The sequence below is a fragment of the Viridibacillus sp. FSL H8-0110 genome (assembly GCF_038003565.1).
Taxonomy (GTDB): Bacteria; Bacillota; Bacilli; order Bacillales_A; family Planococcaceae; genus Viridibacillus; species Viridibacillus arenosi.
The window spans coordinates 679,860-704,725 of record NZ_JBBOPJ010000001.1 but is presented as its reverse complement, the minus strand read 5'-3'; the positions used below and the strand labels follow the sequence as shown (position 1 = coordinate 704,725).

The following is a 24,866-nucleotide window of genomic DNA, read 5'->3' as shown; positions in this document are numbered from 1 at the left end:
ATTAAAACTCCTCTACCATTGGTATTTGTATTGTAATTGTTGTTCCTTTTCCAAACTCACTATCAATTTGCCAAGTACCTTCATGCAATTTAACAAGCTGATCAACTATTGAAAGACCTAATCCACTTCCGCCATCACTACGGCTTCTCGCTTTATTTACTCTATAAAACCTCTCTGTTACATGAGGTAGATCCTCCGCCGGAATCCCGATGCCATGATCTTCTATTTCAATGTTTACAAAACGTCCATTTGTTTCTGCAGTTATTTCTATTGATGTCTTCTCATTAGAATAACGTAATGCATTTTCAATTAAGTTTATGAAAATTTGCTTTAATTTCTCTTCATCTGCATTAACTATAATATCCTCACTAACATCAATATTCACTTTTATGTCCTTTTTAAGCGCTTGTTGCTCTGTTAATAACACTACCTCACGAATTGTTTCTGCGAGTGGTAACGGAAATAATGCAATCGGTTCAGATAAGTTAGTTGCTCGTGATAATTGTAACAATTCATTTGTCAGCTTTTCCATACGATTAGCTTCTCGGACGATTAAGGAAATCGTTTCATGCTGTTCTTGTTCTGGAATTACCCCTTCTTGTATAGCTTCTCCGTATCCCTTCACATAACTAATAGGAGTTCGTAATTCATGTGACACGGTAGCTAAAAAACTCTTTTGCTTCTCATCATTTTGTTGAATAGCGGTCGCCATTTTGTTAAAGGTTTTTGATAACTGGCCAATTTCGTCTTTTGATGTAACTTGGACTCTCATTTCATAATTTCCTTCAGCCATTTTCTCTGCAGCATTTTGCAACGCATTAAGAGGTTTCATAATATGACCTATTCCCTTATAAATACCAAAACCTACAATTATTAAAAATACTGCTGCACTACCTAATAAAAAAGTAACTTCTTTAGATGCCAATTCCGATATTTTCGCTAACGGGAAATATATATAAATAATACCTTCTAAACGGTTTTGATCTGTCAGCGGAATAATAACAGAAATAATTTGCCGATCAAAGCGCTCCTCATATCCCATCTTGGTGACAGTTTGTTCTTGTAAAAGTTTCTGCCGCTCCTCTGCACCAATCAATGTTTTGTAATCAATATCAAATGGTACACAAGCACTTAGTTCACGTGGATTCTTAACAGCAAATACAGAGACATCTGAGTAATTATTATAATTATCAATTTGCGCGATCAAATCTTCGGTTACTTTACCGCCTTCATAAATCGTTGCCAATTTCTCCCCAACTTCAATCATCGACTGTTCCGCATCTTTAACATACAATCGTTCATATAAAAAATGGGTTAGTATGTACATAAAAAGAACGGTTAGTGTTAAGAAAATTAAAATCATTGCCCAAATTCGTGAGGACAGTTTTTTCATATCCTTACCTCAAAGCGATAGCCTAGCCCCCATACGGTGTGAATAAATTGACCAGCTTCTTTTCCTAATTTTAATCGAAGTGTTTTAATATGCGTATCTACCGTTCTGGTTCCCCCTGCATAATCTAGACCCCATAATTTCTCTAATAATTGTTCACGTGTGTAAACCGTATTTTCATTTGTCATAAACAAATGTAATAAGTCAAATTCTTTTAACGTTAGGGGAATTACACTTCCTGCTACAAATACTTTTCTAGATACCTCATCCAAATCAATTGTCCCTTTACATAAATGCTTTACTTGCACCTCCACTGGAGCATTTCCGGTGCGACGCAACACGGCTATTATTCGAGCCACAAGTTCTGTTGATGTAAATGGCTTTACAATGTAATCATCTGCACCAAGCGTTAAACCTTTTACCTTGTCCTCATTTGCATCCTTTGCAGTTAGGAAAATGATTGGTACATTCGAAGTTTTACGAATTTCTTCGCATACTTGAAAGCCATTTATACCTGGCATCATAACATCGAGCAATACTATATCGACTTTCGCTTGAGCGAGGGTTGTTATAGCAACGTAGCCATTTTCAGCTTGTAGTGTTTGAAATCCTGACTTTTTTAACATCATATGGATTAAATTCCTCATATCTTGTTCATCATCTACAATTAGAATGGATGTCATTCGCTCATCTCCCTTACAATCAATTGAAATGGTCCTTTATCAACTTTCACTTTTTTTGTAACATCATTATTTTTCATAAAGTATAATGTTTGATCATCGTACCCTGCTACTACGACATATTGCTCAAAAAGTTGCACTGCAAATGGATTAGCGCCAATTTCTTGTGCACTCAATACACGACCTTCATCATTTACTTCATATAATTGACTTTGCCCATGACTGACAACATATATTCGGTCATTGTCAATCGCAAAACTAATTGGCATCATTGGTAGTGAAAGTTCACGATCCTTCTGCCCCTTATTTATATCAAAAATATCGACAGTCGTATTCGGTTTCATACCCGCTCCGTGTCCACCAAGCCATAGTTCTTTTCTTTTTTCTAAAATAATCATCCCGTGAGAGGATTTTGGAATTTGCCACTTATCTTTCACTTTAAGAGACTCTGCATCAAGGACAGAAAGTTTTGTATCTTTATAATTAACTACATATAAATTTTGTCCGTGGGTAACCATCGACATCGGATAATTACCTACCTTCTGCTCAGCGATTTGCTCGCCTTTATTAGTATAAGCCGTAACGCGATTCGTTTTGCCATTTGATATGTAGAGAATTTTCTTATTTGGTGCATAGATGGCATTCGTTACTCCAGCACCAGTTGCAATGGAATACGCCACTTCACCGGTACTTAAATTATAAACGTCCGCACTCTCTAGCTGGTTACCATAAAGCAGTAAATATTGCTGACCAATCAAAGTGGCACCTGTGTATGCTTTCTCTAATTGCCAAGTAGCAAAAACCTTTAAATCTTTATTTACAAAAGTGACTGAAGGCTGCTGTATATTGACTGCTGCGATAAAGGAAGTATCTGCTGGAATTGCTGGGTACGCATCCTTTCCACATCCAAAAAGGAGTAATAAGAAAAATAATATGATGACCGTAACACGCTTTCTCAACTCCATCACCCCTTCCCTTTTCATCATACTGTATAAATGTGAAATAATAATGAAAGAAAGGGAAGTAAATTGTGAACAATTAGAAATGTGGAATAGAATCGTCTAAAGAAATATAACCTAAGTTCACTACACGATAAATTGAACTCGAGGGGCTTGAGCTTGAGACTGGACACTCTGAAATGACAAAAGCGCTCTTCTAAGGGAACATAACCAGAGTTCGCGACGTCATGTATGCCTCAAGAATTACATAAATATATTGATAAAATGGCAAAAAAAATCGCTCTTCTGTAGGTATCTTTAAACCAACGAAAAGAACGACTCCATTATTCAAATAATTTTATTAATAACTCATCCACTGCGCTTCGAGCCTGGTCAACACAATTAGGTAAACTTGTTCCTTCATAAGAACTTCCTACCAACTTCATCGTAGGGAAGTGTTCATATAATTCTTGTTTAACTAATTCTACACGTTGAGTGTGACCAACTGTATACTGAGGCATAGCTTCTTTCCATCTCGAAACAACGGTAAATAATGGACTCCCTTTTAGCGGGGTCACTCTATTTAAATCTTGTAAGACAATCTTTTCAATCTCACCATCCGATAAATCGACAATCGCTTCATCACCTGAACGTCCTACATAAACTTCCAATAAAGCATAGCCCTCTGGAACAAATGCCGGCCATTTTCGATGTATCCATGAACAAGATGTAATTGAGAAATCGCTATTACGCGCAACAGTGAATCCAGAGCCATTAAAACTTTCATCCATTGCTTCTATGGGAAATGCCATCGATACAGTAGCAACAGTTGCTAGTGGGATATCTTGTAAATTTTGTAATAAACCTTGTTTGGCAAACATTTTTTGAGTTATAAGATGTGGTGTAGCTAAAATTACTGCGTCTGCGGCAATTGAGGTCTTATTATTCAAAGACAATGTGACTTGATGCGCTGCTTTTGCAATCGATTCAACTTTGACACTTTTTAAAATAGTCGTATCTATTAGTCGTCCCTCTAATGCCTCTATCAACGTTTCAAGACCATTTATAAAAGTTTGGAATGAACGCTCTTCAATGCTCTTTGAGTCATCATGAGAGGTCTCAGAAAGTGCCTTTTTCATACCTGTCATTAAACTTCTATATTCTTTTTCCATTTCAATTAGTTCTGGAAAAGTTGCTTGTAAACTAAGCTGTTCTATATCTCCAGCAGAAATACCTAATAAAAGCGGCTCTATAATATTCTCAACAGTTTCCTTACCGAATCTTCTACGTATAAATTTCCCTAAAGGCTGATCTTCTTGTACTCGAGAACGAGGAAACCATAGGTCACATGTAGCACGCACTTTACCGCTCCAAGACACAATATCAGAAGCTAAAAATGAAGATAACTTTGTGGGAATCCCTAAAATTGACCCTGCTGGTACTGGATATAGTTTTTCATTGACAGTAATGTACGTTTGACCTGCTTCACTTCGAATGAGCTGGTCTTCGATACCTAAGTCTTTTACTAATTTGGCCATACTATTATTGTTATCAATAAATGAGTTTGGACCACGTTCAATGATAAAATTTTCCTTGCGTACAGTTTGAATCTTGCCACCTAAACGATGAGAAGATTCAATCAGTACTATTTCTAATGGAAGTTTTTTCTCTTTAGCCTCTTGTTGCAAATAGAACGCAGCAGCTAAGCCTGAAATCCCACCACCGATAACGGCTACTCTTTGCTTTTGTTCAGTCACATCAATCATCACTTTCTATTAGGCTTGAGATAACGTTTTATTAATAACATCAACCATTGCATCGATGAATAATGGATCATCGTTTGGCATAGCTGGACGACGATAGTTAGCTCCTAATTCTTCACAAACTATACGACATTCATAGTCATTGTCATACAATACCTCTAAATGTTCCGCAGTAAAGCCTACTGGTGTATAAACAAATGAACGGTAGCCTTTTTCGTTGTATAGTTCGCGGGTTAAATCTTGAACATCTGGTCCAAGCCAAGGTTCCGGTGTTTGACCAGCACTTTGCCAGCCCACTTCCATATGTTCTACTCCTGTTTCTTTCTGAAGAATTTCAGCTGTTTCATGTAGTTGATCTGCATACGGGTCACCTAATTTAACAATCTTTTCAGGTAATGAGTGGTTAGAAACAATTAGACAAGCTGTGTTACGTTCTTCTTCTGACATGTCAGCAAACGCTTCATTGATTTTTTCAGTCCAATATTGGATGAATTTTGGCTCTTTGTACCAGCTTTCAACTGAAGTGATTGTTAAACCACCTAATTCTTCTGCTTTTTCTTTCGCACGGCCATTGTACGATTTAATAGAGAATGTTGAGAAGTGAGGGGCAAGTACGATGGAAACTGCTTCAGTAATACCGTCTTTATGCATTGCTTCTACTGCATCTTCTACGAATGGTGCAATATGTTTTAAACCAATATAAAGTTTGTACTCTACTTCATCTTGAACTTCATTTAAACGAGCACATAATGCTGCTGCTTGTTTACGAGTTGTTTCTGCAAGAGGAGAAATACCACCGATAGCTTGATAACGGCTACGTAGGTCTTCGATTAACTCTTCGCTAGGTTTGCGACCATGGCGAATATGTGTATAGTATGCCTCAATTTCATCTTCGTTGTTTGGTGTACCATAAGCCATAACTAATAAGCCCATTGTTTTTTTCATTGTAAATTCACCTCAAAAAATTATTTACTACCTATTAAGAACGTACTTTAACTTGCTCTGCACTGTATTCATGAATAAGTGTTGTTAAACGTTTTAAAACATCTGGATCTACTGAAGGGAAAACGCCGTGTCCTAAGTTGAAAATATGACCCGGTACTTCTAAGCCCTGGTCAATAATTGCTTTTGTGCGTTCTTCAATAACAGACCAATCAGCTAATAATAATGTTGGATCTAAGTTACCTTGAACTGGTTTAGTCATCCCCATAGCGCGCGCTTCTTTAATCGGCAAACGCCAATCTAAGCCGACAACATCTACCGGTAAATCATGCCATTCCATTGCTAAGTGGCTTGCACCTACGCCGAATGTGATCATCGGAACATCTAACTCTTTTAGCTCACTAAAAATTCTTGTCATAACTGGTTTAATGAAGATACGGTAATCTTCTTTGCTTAGTGCTCCAACCCATGAGTCAAAAATTTGGAATGCCTTAGCTCCTGCTCCAACTTGAGCTTTAATATCCACAATAATCATATCCGCTAACTTGTCCATTAACATGAACCAAGCTTGTGGCTCAGATACCATGAATGATTTTGTTAAGCTGTAACTTTTAGAAGGACCACCTTCAATCATATAGCTCGCAAGTGTAAATGGAGCGCCGGCAAAGCCGATTAAAGGTACATCTAATTGTTCTTCAGTTAAAAGTTTTATTGTATCAAGCACGAATGGTACATGTTCTTCAGGATTAAATTCGCGTAAAGCTTCTACATCTTTTACAGAGCGAATTGGGTTTGAAATCACTGGACCAATACCTGCTTTTATTTTCACATCAACACCCATACCTGGTAGTGGTGTTACGATATCTTTATATAAAATGGCTGCATCAACATTATAATTTTGTACCGGTAAATGTGTCACATAAGCACACAATTCTGGTTGATGTGTAATTTCCTCTAATGAGTATTTCTCTTTAATCTTACGGTATTCAGGCTGTGAACGTCCTGCTTGACGCATATACCAAACCGGAGTATAGGCTGTCCTCTCTCCACGTGCTGCGCGTAAAAGCGTATCATTAATCTTTCTCATGAATAGATTCATTCCCTTCATATATAAAAGTTATTCGTTTCGACTTTCGTATCCGTTTTCACTATAGTCGTTTCCCATGTTATTGTATAGTTTTCCGCCCGAAATGTCATGAAATTGTTTGTAATGTTGACATCTTTTCGACAAAGATGTCTGACAATCTAAAAACCCTCAAATTCTTTTAATATATTTTACTTATTATCGATATATCAAACATACAATTATTAATTGTGCACATTATAATGTTTAATTGATATAAACTATGGCTAAATATTATATACAAAGGAATGATAAAAGCGCCCGGCTCGAGCAACTAGCCACTGAAACTGGTTATATTTAAGAACATATAAATTAAATAGGAGGCGTTATTATTGAATATTTATTTAACATCTGGAACTCCAGAATTTATGGTAAGCTTACGAAAAAAATATACCAACGAAAAAATGATTGTATTACATGGCTCTGGCAACTCTATGTTGCTACATGAGACAGAGGGAAAATCTGTTTTTCAAACCCCTCGAAGCTACGAAGTAATCGATTCAATTAATGAATTAGAAGACAAAGGTTTCTTTGTATTGAATCATCTACCTGTTTCAGATGAAGGTCGTCCTATATTTGAACATCGTTTTTTAAGTCGTTCGCATGTAATTGATTCGGATCCTGGTTTCAAAGCATATCGCTTACTTAAACCGCTCAATTCCGAAACTTATATTGTCTTAACAGAATGGACTGGTCCAACTTCATTTGAAGCTTGGAAAGTATCAAAAGCATATAAAGAAGCTTTTGATAATCAAGTTGCTGCAGTAGGTATTGAAAATCGTAACATTTTCACAAGTAAAGCATATGTAACAACTTATACCACTGCAAAAAATGAAGAAACTGAAGATTAATTAGTAAAGTCGAGTCAAGCGCTCGGCTTTTTTTGTTATAATAAAAGCAAATCAATAATACTAACTATGAGTGAGGTATAGCAGATGAAACTACAACTTTTTGATAAACTAGATGCTTCTTATAAAGACATGGTACAAATTCGCCGCCATTTACATATGCATCCTGAAGTTTCTTTTAATGAGACTGAAACAGCTAAGTATATACAAAAATTTTACGATCAGCTCGGCGTTGTTTATGAAGCTAATGTTGGTGGCAACGGGGTTGTTGCACGTATTAAAGGCGGAAAAACTGGTAAAACAATTGCATTAAGAGCAGACTTTGATGCACTTCCTATTCAAGAATTAAACGATGTTCCCTATAAATCAACTGTCGCTGGTGTTATGCATGCTTGTGGTCATGATGGTCATACTGCCACATTACTACAACTTGCAAAAGCACTTCATGAAATGCGCGATCAGCTAGCTGGTGAATATGTCATCATTCATCAACATGCTGAAGAAATAGCTCCTGGTGGAGCAAAACCTATGGTGGAAGCGGGCTGCTTGGATGGTGTCGATGCTGTTTTTGGTACACATCTATGGTCACAAACACCGTTTGGCACTATTGAACATCGCTCAGGACCTATGATGGCTTCAGCAGATCGCTTCGAAATTTCTATACAAGGCCGCGGTGGACATGGTGCAATGCCACAAGATACGATTGATACAGTAACAATTGGTGCACAACTCGTTACAAATTTACAGCATATCGTCTCTCGCAGAGTTGATCCTATTAAATCGGCTGTAGTAACAATTGGTTCCTTCCACGCTGGAGATACTTTTAATGTTATTGCTGGGGAAGCTAAAATGTCAGGTACTGTCCGTACATTTTTACCTGAAGTCCGTGATTTAGTGGAAGCTGAAATTGAACGTATTATTAAAGGTACTTGCCTTGCCGCTGATTGCGCCTACACATTCGAATACATTAGGGGCTATCCAGCTGTTGTCAATCATGAGAAAGAGTCTGCTTTCCTTTTTGACATCGCGAAGGATATTCCTGGTGTTAATGAAGTACTTGAATGCGCTCCACTTATGGTTGGGGAAGATTTTTCATACTACCTAGAAAAGGTACCTGGTGTATTCTTCTTTACAGGTGCAATGCCTGAAGGAACTGCATATGCTCATCATCATGCAAAATTCGATTTCCGTGAAGAAGCAATGTTGATTGCTGCTAAAACGTTAGGTGCAGCAGTACTTGATTATCAAAATATATAAAAAAATCCTGAGACATTCACACTGTCTCAGGATTTTCTTTATTTCGTCATTCGTAATGTAAGCTCGCCAACGATTAACATAATCACAGGTCCGACATAAAATAATGGGTTACCTATGCCACAAATTAACACGATAATTGCTTGTACAATATTTACCACTCGAACAATTTTATGAACTGCTAGTTTACGATAAACTGTTGGTAATGGATATAACATATACATACTAAAATCTGTTGAAGAAATTAATGCTTGCTTCAACTGAATTGTCGTCGCAAATGCTAGCGCTGCTAAAAAGACGCCAACAGCAACAGGCATATTAATGATAAAAGCACCTATGCCCGCTATCGCCGTTAAACGCACCCATAAATAGAAATGGTCATCTGTACGGACAAAAGTGCGGAACACTAAATAGGCTTGTGTGTTTTCTTTTTTAAACGCTACCATTTTATATAGCGCATCCAACCACTGACGTCTTTTAATGCTACCATGTATATGAGGTACGTCTGTAAAATAATTAGCAAAACGATAAAGACGCAACATACGATTTTGCTCTAGTTTTACGAAATGCTCATAAGGAAAGGGATGCATAGTCTTTTGTTTCATCCAAGTAAAACCATAATAGATTACTGGAATAGCAACAATAATCATCATCCATATGTTCATCAATAACACTGATGCCAAAACAATAATAGAAATTAATATTCTTACAAGGCGATCTCCCCATACTGCTTGTCCTCGATTAGCCCAACGAAATGCAAAATCGACTTGTACATTCCACCATTTCATCAACACAACAACTACAAATGTTAATCCAATTGTCACTGTAGATACTTTTCCTATTTGTTTTAGCATAGGTAGGGCTATGATAAACGGTAAAACAACGACAAGAATCTGTGACCAAAATGTCCAATTTAGAGCCTTCTTAAAATAAATTGGAAGCTTTGTCTCAAGTGGCAATAAGTAAACTTGGTCAGGCTCACGGATTAAAGTCGTAGGACTACTGAATGCTAATAGAAAACCTATTACGATTGCAGTTACTAATATAGAAGGAAAATCAATTGGATTTGTTTTCAGCCACTCACTATATTGATAGCCACCTGCGCCGATGATGAATACAAGTACGATTGCCATATGCCCCGTAAAGACATATTTCATATACTTTTGCACTTCATTTATATAATGAAAGAAGCGTGTACGCCACACATCATGCAAGTTATTCATGATCTTGCTCCTTTGTCATCGCGATGTATAGGTCGTCCAAAGTTGCACCTGGCATATTGAATGCTTGGCGTAAGTCATTCATCGTCCCTTGTGCGCGAAGTCGGCCATTATGTAACAATAAAATACGGTCACAATGTTTTTCAGCCGTCGATAAAATATGTGTAGACATCAAAATAGATGCTCCGTCTTTTTTCTTTTCATCCATGTGATCTAATAATGATTGAATCCCTAGTGGATCTAGCCCTAAAAATGGCTCATCAATAATATATAATGATGGATTAACTAAAAATGCACACATAATCATCACTTTTTGACGCATTCCTTTTGAGAAATGAGACGGAAACCAGTTTAATCGCTTTTCCATTCGGAATTCTTTTAATAATGGTTCAGAGCGTTCTTTTAATGTTTGTTCATCCAAACCATATGCCATTGCAGTTAATTCTAAATGTTCTTTCAAAGTTAACTCATCATATAATACAGGAGTTTCTGGAATATATGAAAATGAGGAACGATATTGATCCATATTTTCCTTTATTGTGATCCCGTTTAGAAGAATGTCTCCACTTTTTTGAGTCATTAATCCGATAATGTGTTTAATTGTAGTACTTTTCCCTGCCCCATTCAGTCCAATTAGTCCGACTAGTTCTCCAGGTTGAATTGTAAAGGATAAATCATGAATAACAGGTTTTCTCGTATAACCACCTGTTACGGATTGTAATTCTAATACTGTCATTCCTCGTCACTCCTATTCTTCTTACAGTTTATCAAAATTTTCGCAAACTAGCAGTTACCAATATGGTAAAATAAAAAGCAAAATGATGAAAGGTGTGTATTTTATGAGCGATTGTTTATTTTGTAAAATTATCGATGGTTCAATTCCTAGTATGAAAGTTTACGAAGACGAATTTGTCTATGCCTTTATGGATATTGGTCCCCTATCAAAAGGTCATACATTATTAATTCCTAAAGAGCATGTGGCAAACATTTTTGAAATGTCTTCTGAAGTAGCTTCGAATCTCTTTGCTGTTGCACCTAAAATTGCTAATGCTATTAAAGATACCTTCAACCCAGCTGGCATGAACTTAGTAAATAATAACGGAGAAGCGGCTGGCCAAACTGTATTTCACTTTCATTTACACTTCATACCAAGATATGATGAAACTGACGGATTTAAACCTACTTGGACCACAAAACCAGATGAATATACGCCAGTAATTTTAGCTGATTTAGCTGAACAAATTATTGAAAATCTAAATAAGAAGGGTTAACTTTCTTATTATTACTATTATATAATAGTATTGATTTCCCGATAATTTACCTGTAATATCATGTATAAGTTTCGCTTCCGATCACGAGGATACGGAAGGAAATAACAAAAGTTGAGCTCAGTGTAGCTATAGGAGAGATGAGAAATGAATACGAAGAATTTAGTTTTGATGGCACTTTTAGTTGGTGTAGGTGCGGCATTATATGTCGTGATTCCAGGAATTAATGGTGGTATGAAGCCAGACTTCATGCTAACTATGATGTTTATCGGCATCTTATTATTCCCTGGTATTAAAGAAGTTTTCTTACTAGCAATAACAACAGGCGTGATTTCAGGCTTATTTTCAACATTCCCAGCTGGTTTTGTACCGAACATTATCGACAAATTAGTCACAGCATTTATTTTCTATGCAGCAGTTGTATTATTACAAAAGTTTGCTCAGAAAATTGCAGTATCGGCTGTTCTTGCCGGTGTAGGTACGATAATTTCAGGAAGTGTTTTCTTAGGCTCAGCAATATTAGTTGTTGGTGCGAAAATTCCATTTACAGCATTATTCATAACAGTAGTACTACCTGCTGTTGCCATTAACGTCGTAGCATTTATTATTATTTACCCAATCATCATTAATTTGGTTAAACGTTCGAAATTTAATACATCTTTAACACATGCCTAAACATTAATATTAAAAATAATATATTCAGAAGGTCACTATCTACAATACTATAGATAATGACCTTCTTTTTAATAGCTACAAATAATAAATAATTTTTGTTTTAATTTCTTTTATTGGATATCATGTTTTATTATAGTAAAAGAAGGATATACATAGTTTAAACTAGGAAGGAGAAACGATATTATGAAAACGTCTACATTTTTACTCGGCTTAACAACTGGAGCAATTGGGGGTATGGTAGCTGTTCTTTTATCTACACCACAATCAGGTAAAGAATTTAGATCATCACTGCAAACTACTAAAGAGGATCTTCAAAATAGAATAGCTGATATTAAAGGGTCTATTGAGAACATAAAAAATGAAGCTCAACAAACCATTCCTAAAGTTATTGAAGAATCAAAGGAATCTTTTGCTTCTTGGCAAGCTGAGACAGCGCCTATTCAAGAGAATCTACAACAAGAAATTGCTTCTTTACAAAGCTCTGTTGAAGAAATCGAAAAACATCTAGCAGAATTCCAAAATCGTAAGAATCCAAAAAATAATGAATAAAATTATACGATAGAAGTATATTTTTCGAGAAAAATAATTAAACTATTATAAAAATATATTTTTTGTACTATTTTATATTGGAAAACGATTGTTTATTATTTACAAATAATGTTATAATGTTAGAAAATTGCGAAAGTTGGTGATAGCTATGTCTGAAGACTTATATACGGTTCGTGAAGCTATGCTTTACAGCCAAAGAATCGCCCAGCTATCGAAGGCCCTTTGGAAAGCTGCTGAAAAAGATTGGCAAGCATGGATTAAACCATATGATTTGAATATCAATGAGCACCATGTATTATGGATTGCTTCTAATCTTGAAGGCGCATCGATTTCTGATATAGCAAAATTTGGTGTAATGCACGTATCGACCGCATTTAATTTCTCTAAAAATTTAGAGGAGCGTGGATTGCTTGCATTTTCTAAACGTAATGACGATAAGCGAAATACATATGTTGAGCTCACCGAAAAAGGTAAGTCATTACTTGTTGAATTGACAGAAAATTACAACCAATCGAAGCATAGTGTTCTTGAAGGTTCACTTCCTTTAAAAGAAATGTATGGTAAATTCCCTGAATTGTTAGACCTTATGGCTATTATTCGTAATATCTATGGGGATGATTTCATGGATATTTTCGAAGGTTCATTACGTAAAATTGAATAATATTCAAAACGAGTTCAACCTGAGTATTGCTCCAAATGTTCAATACTCAGGGATGAAAACGCTATCTTTTTTTTAATATAAAATGACTTGATTTTCCTTATGAAAAGCATTAATGTTAGGTTTCGAAGATTATCATATTTTGAAATTGGAGATGCTAAACCTTGCATTGCTGGAAAACAATTAATGTACAGAAACAATACGGCCATGATCGTATTTTTTTATTGTCTACTATAATCGTCATTAGCGTATTTTCTGTTTTTTATATAGTTTTAAATATATTTAAAGAAGATCCGTTATCAGATCACTTATTCCCGCTCTTTTTACTGGTCTTTTTTATGATTTACCCTGCTCATAAGCTGCTACATTTTATGCCATTATTTAGTTATCGTAAAAGTTTGCGCTTTTCCATTGAGAAACAATATAGCTTTTTACCTGTATTGTCGATGCGTATCCATGAGCCCATTTTAAAAAGTCGTTATGTTTTTGCATTGCTCGTACCATTTATTCTACTGAACTTAGTTTTAATAATTGGCGCAATAATGTTTCCACCCTTTAGACATTACTTTTCGATTTTGTTGGCTTATCACTGTGGACTTTGCTTAATTGACCTATTGTATGTCAAACATCTTATACATTCGCCTAAAACGGCATTAATTGAAGAAACAGATAAGGGGTTTGAAATTTTAGTTCCATCATCTAACCAATGATGATTAACTTGTCATTTCTGTTCTTTGTTTGTTATGCTTATGATGTAGATAGAGGGGAGGAAAAGACTTGATGATTGCCATTGTCGTCCTATTCTCGGTGTTTTATTTATTTCAAATCAACCGGATGACGTATGCACTTTGTGCGCAAAAAGAAATTCCTGAAGAAAAACAACCAAAAATATATCGAACTATAAATGTATTGATTACTATTTTGTTAATCTCATTTTACTTGGAGATTCTGTTCACTGTGTAAGCAATATTCATTTTATATCATTGAAAATAGCTTGTTGGATAAGTTAAGTTCTATCAACATTAAGTTAGTTCTTCCGTCCTCAAATTAATGAATTTAATAAATAAAAAAGTCCATTCGCATGACTGCAAATGGACTTTCTTATTGCCAAAATTCAGCAAATAAATGCCGTGCCAACAATAATTAACAAAATAAATAACACGACAATTAAAGCAAATCCTGAACCATTAGAATATCCACCACCATTACCCATTACCCACACCTCCCTTCTCTTTGCTATCTTATGCATATATGTTTTAGGGTTTTAGGCTAAATGAATATGGAACCTTTTTCTTTTTTTATCGTTTTGTGTTATAGTTACAAATACATTAGTTAGAAGTAACTAAAGTTGGGAGAGATTTTAAAGATGAAGAAAACAGTATTATCACTTACACTAGCAGCATCTGTTCTTGCTCTTGCTGCATGTGGAAATAATTCAAGTGACGAAGTAGTAGTAGAATCAAAAGCAGGTAATATTACAAAAGAACAACTGTACCAGGAAATGAAGAGTGCGGCTGGTACACAAACACTTCAAACATTAGTTATCAAAAGTGTATTAGAAGATAAATACAAAATAACTGATAAAGAAGTAGATGCAGAATTCAAAAAGCAAAAAGAAGCAATGGGTGAAAGCTACGAACAAACTCTAGCTGCTCAAGGCTTAACTGAAAAAGATTTCAAAGAAGATTATATCCGTATTCTTTTATTACAAGAAAAAGCTATGAATATTTCTGAAAAAGAAATCGAAGCATACTACGATCGTATGAAAACAGAAGTAAAAGCAAGCCATATCCTAGTTGCTGATGAAGAAACAGCTAAAGAAGTAAAATCTAAACTAGATAAAGGTGAAGATTTCGCTAAACTTGCTAAAAAGTACTCTACAGATCCAGGTTCTAAAGAAGCTGGCGGTGAACTAGGTTGGTTCGGCCCAGATAAAATGGTTGCTGAATTTACAGATGCTTCATACGCTCTTAAAAAAGGCGAAATCAGTGAACCAGTTAAATCTACTCATGGCTATCACATTATTAAATTAGAGGACAAGCGTGATGTTAAAGACCTTCCTTCTCTAGAAGATAGCAAAAATGATATTAAACAAAAAATTGCTGCAACTGAGGCAGCTCAAAATAAATTCATTGAAACAACTACTAAATTAATTAAAGAAGCTGACGTGAAGATTAAAGACAAAGATCTAAAAGACGCACTAAGCCAATTTTTAAATGAAAATACTACTACTGAAAAATAAGTAGCAACATTAAAGTACTTGATCCATTACGATGGATCAGGTATTTTTTTATTTTTACGGGCCTCTGTCCTCTTAATGTTTTACTTTGTCGCATGTTATAGAGTTAACAAGTTAGAACGGAGGTGATTCCTTTGAAATGTCACAACCATCACCACAGACATGGTTTTGGTCACGGTCACGGTCACGGTCACGGTCACGGTCACGGTCACGGCCATGGTCATGGTCATTGCCACAATCACGGCCAACAACCCATCGTATGCCCTACACAATATCAGTTCAATGATTGCTACGTTGAGAGAGAAGTTCCCGTTATTCATCCAATAGTTACTGTAAACAGAAAACACATTGTTAATGTACCGCGTCATTACTACACACAATCTACTGAAAACGTAGTAGTTGATCCAGGTGATCCAGGTAGACCAGGTCACTGCAATATGAATAAGCCATGTCATAAACCATTCCATGGACTGTTCCGTAACTGTTAACAGTAATACTCTTTAGTATGTAAAAAGGACCTCTCAGCATCGCTGAAAGGTCCTTTTTCTTTATTTTATTAATCAATTGTTGGTTTATAGAATGCACGATTATCTAATGGGAATAATCTTTCTGTGAATTCACCAGATGCTGTCTTACCTAATGCACGTTTTAGCATATTCATTTTGGCATCGATATTATCGATGTAGTGAAGCATCTCCGCTTCTTGCAACATTGGCTTTTTAGGGCTTCCCCATTCTTCTTTACCGTGATGAGATAATACCATATGTTGCAACAACATGACTTCTTCACCTTCGATTTGAAGTGTATCTGCGGCTTTCGCAATTTCTGTCACCATAATCGAGATATGCCCTAGCATATTACCCGTGACAGTATATGATGTTGCAACTGGTCCAGATAACTCAACTACTTTACCGATATCATGTAAAATAATACCTGCATATAATAAATCCTTATTTAACGTCGGATATAAATCAGCAATTGCTCGACCTAATTTCAACATCGATACAACGTGATCTAGTAAACCAGATGCATAATCATGGTGATTTTTTGTCGCAGCTGGGAACGTCATAACCTCATCTTGGTTTTCTTTTAATATATGTCTAGTAATGCGTGAAATTTGTGGATTTTTAATTTCGAAGAAGAACTGCATCAATTGCTCAAATAATTCCTCTTTTGGTGTTTCTGCAGATGGTACTAAATCCACTACTGAAACTCCCTCATCATTCGCTACTGGACGGATTGCTTTTATACGTAGTTGAGCTTTACCACGGTAATCATGGATCTCTCCACCAACACGTACAATGCCCTCAGATTGATATAGTTGTTCATGTTCTTCGCCTGTATCCCATAATTTTGCTTCAATACTACCGCTCTTGTCTTGTAAAATTAACGTCATAAATGGTTTCCCCATTGTTGTAACGCCTTTTGTAGCTTGCTTAATTAATAAATAATGATCGACTGGCTCTCCGACTTGAAGTGATGCTATACCATTCATATGGAAGTCAATCTCCTTTCACTTTTTAAATTTGAAACATGAATGACGAATGATTTTGACCATTGATCTATCATATTTTCATGACATGTAAAATAAAGTATCTGGTGTTTCGTTTGAATACTATCAACTAATTGTACCATGTTACCAATACGCAAACGATCAAAATGAACAAAAGGATCATCCATAATAATCGGAAATGGTGCAGATTGTTGTAATGAATCCGCCAATGCAAATCGTAATGCTATATAGGCTTGCTCTTTCGTCGCTTGGCTCAATTCATCTATTGTATAACGCATACCATCCTCAGCAACTGCTTCAAAAATACTTTCTGAGTTTATCTCTAATGTATCATAGCGGCCACCTGTTAACTGTATAAAATATCGTTCTGCATTTTGCAAAACTGCTGGCAGTCTTTTTTCCTTTAAGTTACGCATAGTTTCTTGTATTGCTGTTGCAATTGCTTGATTAATAGCCCATTCACGAGCTTGCTCCGCTAAAGCGGCTTTTTGCTCTTCAAACCTTTGAATCTGAATACCATATTTCTCATCTGATAATAGACCTATTGTTTTCGCTTGTAGCTCCGCATGTTCACTGAGTAACTTATCTTTTTTCTCTTGTAAAGATAGCAGCGTAGCTGATATCTGCTCAAGTAGATTTTGAGATTCTATATCGTTTAATTGAACGTTGACTGATGCCTCATCGAACATTGCCAATTGTTCCTCTACTTGTTTTAATGATAGGAAATTGTCTTTATAAAGTTGAAATTGTTCGTCAGCCCTATAGAAATCCTCGGCTGTTTCAACATCAGCTTCTTCAAATAAATGTAAGATTTCATTCGTATAAGATTTATGCAAATTCGTCTTCTCATCAATAATATTTTCTAATTGTTGTAGTTTTTCTTTAGCCGTTACAACAAGCTGCTGTTGTTCAGTCATATTGAAATAGACTGATTGAACGGTAGCTGATAAATTTTCTCTCGTACAGATTATTTCGCAAGCTGCTGAGGCATCCTTTATACGCTCATTTACTAGCGCAGAAAGTTGCTCTAATTGATGTTCTTTCATCATTATACTTGAGCTTTTTTGTTGGAACTCACGTACTTGCCTGAATAACTCTGTTAGAAGTTCGGGTTGTAATGAGCCGCTTATTTGAAAACGCTTTAAAAAAAGTTGAAGTTGCTCTTCACTTTGTTCGACATACATATTGAATTTAGATACAGCTTGTTGAGCTTCTTTCATTTGTACTTTTTTATCATCATACTGTTCTTGTAACAGAGTAATACGATCTTCAAATTGGCGAATTTTTGTCAGTAGTTGTTCCATCTCAGATTGCTGTGATTCAAATTCGCGAATTTCACGTAGCAGAGCTTCTTTATTTACAGAATTATCTTCATTTGTCACTGTACCATTGTCCAAAATAAACCATAGTGCAAAAGCTACAATAATACCTATTGCGATTACAAGCCAATTAGATTGACTAATGCCAATTAGAATAGCTATTATTGCAATCGCTACACTGAAGAGTTTTACTGATTTTGTACTTTTAGTTACTTTTACTTCATGATTTAAGGTAGCCTTCACTTCAGCTATTCTTTGTATTTTTGCTGACCAATTGGCTGCTCGTTCTATCTCATAGTCAGACGGTTGCTGTTCAAAAAGATTATCTAATTTTTGTTCATCTGTTGCTAACTCCTTTTGAAGCTGTTCTAAAGTACGTTGACCAAATCGATACTGTTCTTCGTTTTCTTCCAATTGCTTTACCAATTGACGAAAATAATCTTCCTGTTCAAGAGAAACTTCCGTTTGCTCTAAAGCTTGTTGCTGTTCATAATCCGTAATGCCCAATAATCGATATTGAGCTATTTTTTCTTGTTGTAGTATTTCAATATCATTTTCTAAACTTTTCACCTTAGAGTTCCACTCACGCCATTCACTGTCTTGATCATTGAGGTTCTTTAATCTTTGGTATCGTTCATCATCAAAACCTACTTTGAGTTGCTTTTGGATTATTTCTTTTTCTTGCTGAACTTGGTTTAATATAGCTTGTACTTCGATTTTTTTGTCTTTGTACAACTCATAACGATGCACTCCATTTGTCGGAAATCCTTTCTGTAAAATAGATTGAAGCTCTTGTTCTAACTGTTCCTTCTTTTGTAGTAGAGGATAGAGTTGACGGAATATATGTAAATTCTGCTGTTCTTTCAATTGCATAGATTCGGTTGATTTAATATCATCTAATTCTGCTGTAATTTGCTGTAATCTTAAAATAGTAGGATCATATTCCTCAAGTTTTTTACGCTCTTCTTTTAGAATTTGATCACTTTCACGAAGTTCTTCAATCTGCTTATTTATCGTTGGGTTTTTACCAGATTTCTTAAAGAGCTCTCCAATTTTCTTATCTAGATCCTTTTCAAGTTTAGTTAATTGATCAACACCTGTTGTTCCTGAAGCTAATAATACTTTGCTCAATTCATCCTCAGACATATGCTCTAGCTGTTGCAATTGATGAACAGAAAATGAAAAAATGGCTTCAAAGCCTTCGCGATTATAGCCATGTACTATTTTCGCTAGCGCCTCCTCATACCCTCTTGTACCATCTTCAAAATAGACCGTAACATCCCCTATTGCTTTCCCCTTCACACGTTCAATAATACAATTTCCAAATTCATCGTCTATTATATGCACTTGGCCACCATATTTACCGCCTGCTTTCGGTTCGTAGCGGAGCTGTTGCGCATTCTTTTGAGGAAAACCAAATAATATATGAAGTATAAATTGCTGAATCGTCGTTTTCCCCGCTTCATTGAGCCCATAGAATACATTGATACCTTGTTTCAAATTAATCGTTACATTCTCATGTTGCCCGAATCCAAAAATAACCAATTTGTGGATATACATATTGTTCACTCCCTTCTTTACTTCAAAGTTAAAGTTTCTTTGATACTAAGTTTTTAAATAAGTCTTTTGTTTGCGCTGAGATTTGCTCTAAATCTAAATCAGATAGAGGTTTTAAATAACGGCCACCTTTAGGATGCTGATAGAGATCTTTTAGCTTTTCCTTCCATTGCATTTCGTCCCAATTATCAATAACATGAAGTACTGCTTCTGTCGCAACAGTTGCTTCATATTCTATGAAGTCTTGCCAATTGACGTGAACAGACTGTACCCAGATGGAAGGAGATTTCAACTCTTCTTTCTCTCGTATCAGTTCAAGCCATTCTTCTATAGTACTCTCTTCAAATAACATCTTTGCGCTAGGCTCTAATTGCTCAAGCTTTAATTCTACAACTCCTGCACCATTAATATCGCGAAATTGCTGCAACACCATTTCACATGCTTGTAAAATTTCATTGGCATGTATAAGACCCTCACAATTAACTTCAAATTCATCATAAACAATCACCGATGTCGGTACAAAATCCAGATTTGTGCTATGCTTTTCCATCTCTACATCATAAAACCCTTTTATACCTTGCTCTTTACGATGGCGGCTTTGAATATTACCTGAATAAACAATCGGTGGATGTACATTTATTATTTGACGTAAGTGAATATGCCCTAGTGCCCAATAATCATATTGTTTCGAAAGTAAAGCTTCTTTTGTAAAAGGTGCATAGACATCATGAGTTGTATTTCCCATCAAGCTTCCATGGAGCATACCAATATGAAAGGCATCCTTATCTGTAGCAACTGGGTATGTATTTATCATAGGCTCTGTCACATGCCGATTAGGATAACTAAAGCCATATATATGAACCTCAGTTTCGCGAATTTGTAAAGTCACTTGCTTTGTTTGCTTAGGTAGTACATAGACATTGGGAGGTAATTCGAAGCGTGTCCATTTTCCATTCAAATGATCATGATTTCCATAACTCAAAATGACTGGTATATTCTTGTCACAAAGTAGTTCCATACCTTTTTGGAAATGAGCTTGTGCACGTAAACTACGGTCTTCTCCATCATATATATCTCCAACAATGACAATAAAATCTGGCCGTTCTTTTACTGCATATTGGATGAATCGATCAAATGCTGCAAATGTGCTATTACGAAGTTCCTGTAAACGCTCCTTTGGGAGTGCCGACATCCCTTTAAATGGGCTATCTAAATGTAAATCGGCAGTATGAAAAAATCGAATAGTAGACATGATTTCCTCCTTCAACAGATACGAATATTTGTTCTTATTTTATCACAAAATTCCGGTAATTTATAGCAAAAGCTCTAACATAACTCATAGATTACTATTAAAATCCCATTACTGATTTGTATGTTTTTTCTGACTTTTCTAGTATAATGAATACACATTCATAAAAAAGGGTGATGAATATGAAAACGTATCGATTTACAGCGTTCGAAAAATCAGGTAAAACACTTTTTGACGAAGCATGGGAATTTGCTGATGATGTAACTGCCAAAACTCAAGGGCAACAACAAGTTGAAGAAAAAGGTTTGGCAGATCAAACACATCGCTTAGTAAATGCTGCTGGCAAATTAATATTGTTCCATTCATAATGAAAATGCCTTTCACAAAAGTTAAATTGTGAAAGGCATTTTTTTACTGTCCATTGAAAGCGGGTGTACGTTTCTGTACGAATGCTTGAATACCTTCTAAATGATCTACTGTTTTACGCATTTTAGATTGAGCAACTGCTTCCATTTTGAGAACATTCGTTAGCTCTGTACACTTTTGCGTATGCAAGATCTCCTTTGATGCAATCATTGCAGCAACTGGTGATTGTAACAATTTTTGTGCTAATAAATTTGCCTGTTCAGAAGCTTTCCCTTCAGGTACTACTTCATCTACCAAGCCTAGTTTTTTTGCTCCAGTGCCTGTCAATATGTCACCTGACCAAATCATCTGTTTAGCAAGCGGAGTGCCTAAACGCTCCTTCATGAAGAAATGCCCTGCACCATCTGGTATAAGACCAATCCCAATGAAATTCATCGCTAGTTTACTAGTTTCTTCAGCAATAATAATGTCACTAGCCAGTGTTAAACTAAAGCCTAATCCTGCAGATGCCCCGTGAACTGCTGCAATTGTTATCATTGGCAACATATATATGGCCTTCACAAAGCGTGTAATATCAACCATAACTTCATCAATATCCATCGGGTTGTCCTCATTCAGCATCGCTTTAATATCTCCACCAGCTGAAAATACTTTCCCTTCCCCTTTAATAATAAGTACTTGTATATTCCCATCATCATTTAACGCTTCAAAGCAATCAGCTAATTCTCTCATCATCACTTCATTCATAGAATTCATAGCGGCTGGCCTGTTCAAAGTCAACGTCGCCAATCTACCATTCTTCTCTAGTTTTAATGTTTCAAATGTCATTAAAAACACCCCTTTGTTTAAAAATGAACAGTTATTCATATAGTAATATTCTCTACTTCCTCCAGAACACCTTTATTTTTTGAAAAATTATTATTTTTTATATCTTTCAAAACTCCACGCCCTGCCTGTCTACCGCTAAATAAGCAGCTCCCTAAAAAGGTCCCTTCTAATGCTCTATAGCCATGAACGCCTCCGCCACCAAATCCAGCCACTTCCCCAGCGGCATACAACCCTTCAATCGGCTTCATCGATTCATCTAATACTTGGCCATCTAAATCTGTCTGTAAACCGCCTAATGTTTTACGTGTTAGAATATTTAGCCGCACCGCTATCAACGGCCCCTTATTGGCGTCTAATAGTTTATGTGGTTTAGCAACACGAACGACTTTATCCCCTATATAATTTCTAGCTCCTTGAATTGCCTTTGCTTGCAAATCCATCGTAAATTTCTTTTTTATCTCGTCATCTCGTTCTTTAATTTGTTCTTCAATATGTTCATACTGGATTAGATCATTTCCTGCAATTTTATTCATACCATCCACTAATTCTCTTAAATTATTAGCTACCACAAAATCTGCTCCATTCTCCATAAATGCTTTTACAGGTTTTGTAGGACCAGGTAATATACGTTGGAGCACTTTCCTTACACTTTTCTCAGTTAAATCTGGATTTTGCTCTGAACCTGACAATGCAAATTCCTTTTCAATAATCTTCTCTGTCAATATAAACCATGAATAATCATAGCCTGTTTTTTGAATAGCTTCCAACGTACCAAGGGTATCAAAACCTGGGAAATTCGGAGCCTTAAAACGGTTCCCCTCAGCATCTAACCAAAGTGATGACGGACCTGGTAGAATACGAATTCCATGGTTATTCCAAATGGGATTCCAATTTGGAATTCCTTCTGTATAATGCCACATTCTATCTTTGTTGACGATGCGACCTCCCACACGTTCAGAAATGTCTAACATTTTCCCATCTACATGTGCGGGTACTCCAGAAATCATTCGTTCAGGAGCTTTCCCTAAACGTTGGGGCCAATTTTTGCGTACCAACTCGATATTTGCCCCAATTCCACCACTCGTGACAATGGTTGCCTTCGCTTTATATTCAAAATCGCCTATTGAATCTCGTGCACTTTCTTCTCCACGTTTAGCACTACTAGGTACTAAAATCTTTCCCCTTACTCCAGTTACAGCATTTATAGAAGTTATCAATTCATCTACTTGATGACGTGGTTTATAGTCTACGAGCCCAGCTTTAATAGCGGCCCTTAACTTCTTCTCAAATGGCTTCACTAACCCGGGGCCAGTTCCCCATGTTATATGAAAGCGAGGAACTGAGTTACCTTGACGTTCTGCCCACCCTACAACAGGAAAAAATCTTATACCTAAACTATGCAACCATTCGCGTTTCTCCCCTGATGCAAAATCAACATACGCTTTTGCCCATTTTATAGCCCAGTAATCTTCGTCTTTCTCTCTGTCAAACTTTGCAAAGCCTAGCCAATCTCTCCAGGCTAAATCTTTTGAATCCTCTACACCAAGTCGCCTTTGTTCCGGTGAATCAACAAGAAATAATCCACCAAAAGACCACCAAGCTTGACCGCCAAGAGAAGCTTTTGGCTCTTGATCAAGTAATAATACTTTCTTTCTTTGATCCGATAATTCTGCTGTAGCAACGAGTCCAGCCAATCCTGCTCCTATGACTATTACATCATAAGTCATAATTCTCACCCTCCCCCACTGATAAAGTAAATAATATTTCGTTTCATTGTATTTCTTCACCTAATGTTTAAACACCTCTATTTACAATAGATATTGCTTAGAAATTAGAATTCCAAAAAACTAAAGTCAAGAATCATTTTATAAATCCGCTGTTTCTATCACCCTATTTTATAAGTTTCATGATTTTCTTTATTAACTCTATTCCGAACGATTGACTATTTCAGAAATTAATTTTCAAACTATAGTTCACTATTTTTGAACAATAATTTAAAAAGACATGTCTTTTCATGAAAACGCTTCACTTTATTACACTACTATCATAAATCTTCTAGAATATGCATTCTGTAAAGATTTACAAAAAAATGACTTCGCCATATTAAAATGCATCCCCCACTATAATCAGTTCCAAAAACACAATTTCTCACATTAACCTGTCCTCTCCATTAACACGAACTTTATCTTTATTATATTTATAATTTATTCGGTTTTAGGTTAATTTACACCTCGTTTAAATCGATTTTATATTAATTTTTCAAAACAATGTTGACATTACCCGAATATAGCATTAATATTGATTTAAATTTAAAACACAGCAAAAATATAATGACGGAGACATGCTTCCCGATTTTGAAATCTTTAGAGAGCTAATGGTTGGTGAAAATTAGCGGTTTCAGCGGCAGGTTCCACTCCCGAATAGATAGGTTGAACATTCCAAAGTATGCCTATACGAATCATGCACGTTACGCATATAGCAAAGACT

At 35.9% G+C, this 24,866-nt stretch carries 25 protein-coding genes and 1 other annotated feature (1 of these 26 only partly in view); of the genes, 11 read left to right on the top strand and 14 right to left on the bottom strand.

The genetic code is table 11. From position 1 onward, the window contains the following. Position 1: 1 nt before the first annotated feature. From MHH98_RS03465 to hemE, 6 genes are all read right to left on the bottom strand, one after another. Positions 2-1,393 carry a sensor histidine kinase gene (locus tag MHH98_RS03465; RefSeq protein ID WP_038188950.1) on the bottom strand — a complete coding sequence of 464 codons (1,392 nt, stop codon included), beginning with the start codon at positions 1,391-1,393 and terminating at the stop codon, positions 2-4. After that, positions 1,390-2,073, bottom strand: coding sequence for a response regulator transcription factor (locus tag MHH98_RS03460; protein WP_038188953.1), 684 nt, complete (start codon positions 2,071-2,073; stop codon positions 1,390-1,392). The genes MHH98_RS03465 and MHH98_RS03460 overlap by 4 nt, the downstream gene beginning before the upstream one ends. Next, on the bottom strand, positions 2,070-3,029 hold the full coding sequence (locus MHH98_RS03455; protein ID WP_051448808.1) for a YncE family protein: 960 nt from the start codon (positions 3,027-3,029) through the stop codon (positions 2,070-2,072). The genes MHH98_RS03460 and MHH98_RS03455 overlap by 4 nt, the downstream gene beginning before the upstream one ends. Before the next feature lie 323 nt (positions 3,030-3,352). Continuing rightward, positions 3,353-4,774 carry a protoporphyrinogen oxidase gene (gene hemY, locus MHH98_RS03450; protein ID WP_038188964.1) on the bottom strand — a complete coding sequence of 474 codons (1,422 nt, stop codon included), beginning with the start codon at positions 4,772-4,774 and terminating at the stop codon, positions 3,353-3,355. A gap of 9 nt (positions 4,775-4,783) precedes the next feature. Further along, a complete protein-coding gene (gene hemH / locus MHH98_RS03445) occupies positions 4,784-5,716 on the bottom strand; it encodes a ferrochelatase (protein ID WP_038188966.1) in 933 nt (310 codons plus the stop codon). Positions 5,717-5,750: 34 nt separating this feature from the next. Next, positions 5,751-6,800, bottom strand: coding sequence for a uroporphyrinogen decarboxylase (gene hemE, locus MHH98_RS03440; RefSeq protein WP_038188971.1), 1,050 nt, complete (start codon positions 6,798-6,800; stop codon positions 5,751-5,753). 368 nt (positions 6,801-7,168) lie between these two features. On the opposite strand from hemE, the gene MHH98_RS03435 reads away from it, so the two are divergent. Next, complete coding sequence (locus tag MHH98_RS03435) at positions 7,169-7,687, top strand: antibiotic biosynthesis monooxygenase family protein (RefSeq protein ID WP_076065689.1); 519 nt, start codon at positions 7,169-7,171, stop codon at positions 7,685-7,687. A gap of 84 nt (positions 7,688-7,771) precedes the next feature. Next, positions 7,772-8,941 carry a M20 family metallopeptidase gene (locus tag MHH98_RS03430; RefSeq protein WP_038188976.1) on the top strand — a complete coding sequence of 390 codons (1,170 nt, stop codon included), beginning with the start codon at positions 7,772-7,774 and terminating at the stop codon, positions 8,939-8,941. Between the two features lie 38 nt (positions 8,942-8,979). On the opposite strand, the gene MHH98_RS03425 is transcribed toward MHH98_RS03430, so the two are convergent. Continuing rightward, a complete protein-coding gene (locus tag MHH98_RS03425) occupies positions 8,980-10,161 on the bottom strand; it encodes an ABC transporter permease (protein ID WP_038188978.1) in 1,182 nt (393 codons plus the stop codon). Further along, a complete protein-coding gene (locus tag MHH98_RS03420; protein WP_038188991.1) occupies positions 10,154-10,894 on the bottom strand; it encodes an ABC transporter ATP-binding protein in 741 nt (246 codons plus the stop codon). The genes MHH98_RS03425 and MHH98_RS03420 overlap by 8 nt, the downstream gene beginning before the upstream one ends. A gap of 103 nt (positions 10,895-10,997) precedes the next feature. Between MHH98_RS03420 and MHH98_RS03415 the strand changes: the two genes are divergently transcribed. From MHH98_RS03415 to MHH98_RS03390, 6 genes are all read left to right on the top strand, one after another. Then, complete coding sequence (locus tag MHH98_RS03415; protein ID WP_038188993.1) at positions 10,998-11,429, top strand: HIT family protein; 432 nt, start codon at positions 10,998-11,000, stop codon at positions 11,427-11,429. Positions 11,430-11,573: 144 nt separating this feature from the next. Continuing rightward, a complete protein-coding gene (locus MHH98_RS03410) occupies positions 11,574-12,101 on the top strand; it encodes a tryptophan transporter (protein ID WP_053418746.1) in 528 nt (175 codons plus the stop codon). A 183-nt stretch (positions 12,102-12,284) separates the two neighbouring features. Beyond that, positions 12,285-12,650 carry a YtxH domain-containing protein gene (locus MHH98_RS03405; protein WP_038188999.1) on the top strand — a complete coding sequence of 122 codons (366 nt, stop codon included), beginning with the start codon at positions 12,285-12,287 and terminating at the stop codon, positions 12,648-12,650. Between the two features lie 142 nt (positions 12,651-12,792). Next, positions 12,793-13,311 (top strand): HTH-type transcriptional regulator Hpr, encoded by a 519-nt coding sequence (locus MHH98_RS03400; RefSeq protein ID WP_051448815.1) that lies wholly within the window; start codon positions 12,793-12,795, stop codon positions 13,309-13,311. A gap of 161 nt (positions 13,312-13,472) precedes the next feature. Further along, positions 13,473-14,018 (top strand): DUF3267 domain-containing protein, encoded by a 546-nt coding sequence (locus MHH98_RS03395; protein WP_038189003.1) that lies wholly within the window; start codon positions 13,473-13,475, stop codon positions 14,016-14,018. Positions 14,019-14,088: 70 nt separating this feature from the next. Then, positions 14,089-14,271: a hypothetical protein gene (locus MHH98_RS03390; RefSeq protein ID WP_370588357.1), complete on the top strand. Its 183-nt coding sequence runs from the start codon at positions 14,089-14,091 to the stop codon at positions 14,269-14,271. Between the two features lie 151 nt (positions 14,272-14,422). On the opposite strand, the gene MHH98_RS03385 is transcribed toward MHH98_RS03390, so the two are convergent. Beyond that, on the bottom strand, positions 14,423-14,521 hold the full coding sequence (locus MHH98_RS03385) for a YjcZ family sporulation protein (protein WP_076034466.1): 99 nt from the start codon (positions 14,519-14,521) through the stop codon (positions 14,423-14,425). Positions 14,522-14,674: 153 nt separating this feature from the next. Here MHH98_RS03385 and MHH98_RS03380 point away from each other — a divergent pair, with 153 nt between their 5' ends. Next, complete coding sequence (locus tag MHH98_RS03380) at positions 14,675-15,550, top strand: peptidylprolyl isomerase (protein WP_038189009.1); 876 nt, start codon at positions 14,675-14,677, stop codon at positions 15,548-15,550. 131 nt (positions 15,551-15,681) lie between these two features. Continuing rightward, positions 15,682-16,035 (top strand): hypothetical protein, encoded by a 354-nt coding sequence (locus MHH98_RS03375; RefSeq protein ID WP_340712225.1) that lies wholly within the window; start codon positions 15,682-15,684, stop codon positions 16,033-16,035. A 68-nt stretch (positions 16,036-16,103) separates the two neighbouring features. Here the strand turns inward: MHH98_RS03375 and yhaM are convergent, their stop codons facing one another. The 3 genes from yhaM to MHH98_RS03360 are packed head-to-tail and all read right to left on the bottom strand — an operon-like array spanning position 16,104 to position 21,188. Continuing rightward, on the bottom strand, positions 16,104-17,042 hold the full coding sequence (gene yhaM, locus MHH98_RS03370; protein WP_038189011.1) for a 3'-5' exoribonuclease YhaM: 939 nt from the start codon (positions 17,040-17,042) through the stop codon (positions 16,104-16,106). Further along, positions 17,039-19,939 (bottom strand): ATP-binding protein, encoded by a 2,901-nt coding sequence (locus MHH98_RS03365; RefSeq protein WP_340712224.1) that lies wholly within the window; start codon positions 19,937-19,939, stop codon positions 17,039-17,041. Before MHH98_RS03365 ends, yhaM begins: the two co-directional genes overlap by 4 nt. Before the next feature lie 28 nt (positions 19,940-19,967). Next, the gene (locus MHH98_RS03360) at positions 19,968-21,188 is read right to left on the bottom strand and encodes a metallophosphoesterase family protein (protein WP_076065687.1); all 1,221 of its coding nucleotides are present in this window, start codon (positions 21,186-21,188) and stop codon (positions 19,968-19,970) included. Positions 21,189-21,367: 179 nt separating this feature from the next. Between MHH98_RS03360 and MHH98_RS03355 the strand changes: the two genes are divergently transcribed. Continuing rightward, on the top strand, positions 21,368-21,553 hold the full coding sequence (locus MHH98_RS03355) for a YhzD family protein (RefSeq protein ID WP_038189025.1): 186 nt from the start codon (positions 21,368-21,370) through the stop codon (positions 21,551-21,553). Between the two features lie 43 nt (positions 21,554-21,596). Here MHH98_RS03355 and MHH98_RS03350 read toward each other — a convergent pair whose 3' ends face one another. After that, entirely contained in the window at positions 21,597-22,379 is a 783-nt protein-coding gene (locus MHH98_RS03350) for an enoyl-CoA hydratase (RefSeq protein ID WP_076065686.1), read from the bottom strand. A gap of 35 nt (positions 22,380-22,414) precedes the next feature. Next, on the bottom strand, positions 22,415-24,106 hold the full coding sequence (locus tag MHH98_RS03345; RefSeq protein ID WP_340712223.1) for an FAD-binding dehydrogenase: 1,692 nt from the start codon (positions 24,104-24,106) through the stop codon (positions 22,415-22,417). Positions 24,107-24,700: 594 nt separating this feature from the next. Further along, positions 24,701-24,866, top strand: a binding site (T-box leader) (it continues 68 nt past the right edge of the window).

Excerpts from the sequence above, each read along its gene's own strand:
- hemY (WP_038188964.1), bottom strand. The coding sequence starts at position 4,774 with ATGATTGATGTGACTGAACAAAAGCAAAGAGTAGCCGTTATCGGTGGT.
- MHH98_RS03430 (WP_038188976.1), top strand. The coding sequence starts at position 7,772 with ATGAAACTACAACTTTTTGATAAACTAGATGCTTCTTATAAAGACATG.
- MHH98_RS03380 (WP_038189009.1), top strand. The coding sequence starts at position 14,675 with ATGAAGAAAACAGTATTATCACTTACACTAGCAGCATCTGTTCTTGCT.
- MHH98_RS03355 (WP_038189025.1), top strand. The coding sequence starts at position 21,368 with ATGAAAACGTATCGATTTACAGCGTTCGAAAAATCAGGTAAAACACTT.
- yhaM (WP_038189011.1), bottom strand. The coding sequence starts at position 17,042 with ATGAATGGTATAGCATCACTTCAAGTCGGAGAGCCAGTCGATCATTAT.
- MHH98_RS03365 (WP_340712224.1), bottom strand. The coding sequence starts at position 19,939 with ATGTATATCCACAAATTGGTTATTTTTGGATTCGGGCAACATGAGAAT.
- MHH98_RS03420 (WP_038188991.1), bottom strand. The coding sequence starts at position 10,894 with ATGACAGTATTAGAATTACAATCCGTAACAGGTGGTTATACGAGAAAA.
- hemH (WP_038188966.1), bottom strand. The coding sequence starts at position 5,716 with ATGAAAAAAACAATGGGCTTATTAGTTATGGCTTATGGTACACCAAAC.
- MHH98_RS03345 (WP_340712223.1), bottom strand. The coding sequence starts at position 24,106 with ATGACTTATGATGTAATAGTCATAGGAGCAGGATTGGCTGGACTCGTT.
- MHH98_RS03410 (WP_053418746.1), top strand. The coding sequence starts at position 11,574 with ATGAATACGAAGAATTTAGTTTTGATGGCACTTTTAGTTGGTGTAGGT.
- MHH98_RS03460 (WP_038188953.1), bottom strand. The coding sequence starts at position 2,073 with ATGACATCCATTCTAATTGTAGATGATGAACAAGATATGAGGAATTTA.
- MHH98_RS03425 (WP_038188978.1), bottom strand. The coding sequence starts at position 10,161 with ATGAATAACTTGCATGATGTGTGGCGTACACGCTTCTTTCATTATATA.
- hemE (WP_038188971.1), bottom strand. The coding sequence starts at position 6,800 with ATGAGAAAGATTAATGATACGCTTTTACGCGCAGCACGTGGAGAGAGG.
- MHH98_RS03350 (WP_076065686.1), bottom strand. The coding sequence starts at position 22,379 with ATGACATTTGAAACATTAAAACTAGAGAAGAATGGTAGATTGGCGACG.
- MHH98_RS03360 (WP_076065687.1), bottom strand. The coding sequence starts at position 21,188 with ATGTCTACTATTCGATTTTTTCATACTGCCGATTTACATTTAGATAGC.
- MHH98_RS03415 (WP_038188993.1), top strand. The coding sequence starts at position 10,998 with ATGAGCGATTGTTTATTTTGTAAAATTATCGATGGTTCAATTCCTAGT.
- MHH98_RS03390 (WP_370588357.1), top strand. The coding sequence starts at position 14,089 with ATGATTGCCATTGTCGTCCTATTCTCGGTGTTTTATTTATTTCAAATC.
- MHH98_RS03385 (WP_076034466.1), bottom strand. The coding sequence starts at position 14,521 with ATGGGTAATGGTGGTGGATATTCTAATGGTTCAGGATTTGCTTTAATT.
- MHH98_RS03465 (WP_038188950.1), bottom strand. The coding sequence starts at position 1,393 with ATGAAAAAACTGTCCTCACGAATTTGGGCAATGATTTTAATTTTCTTA.
- MHH98_RS03405 (WP_038188999.1), top strand. The coding sequence starts at position 12,285 with ATGAAAACGTCTACATTTTTACTCGGCTTAACAACTGGAGCAATTGGG.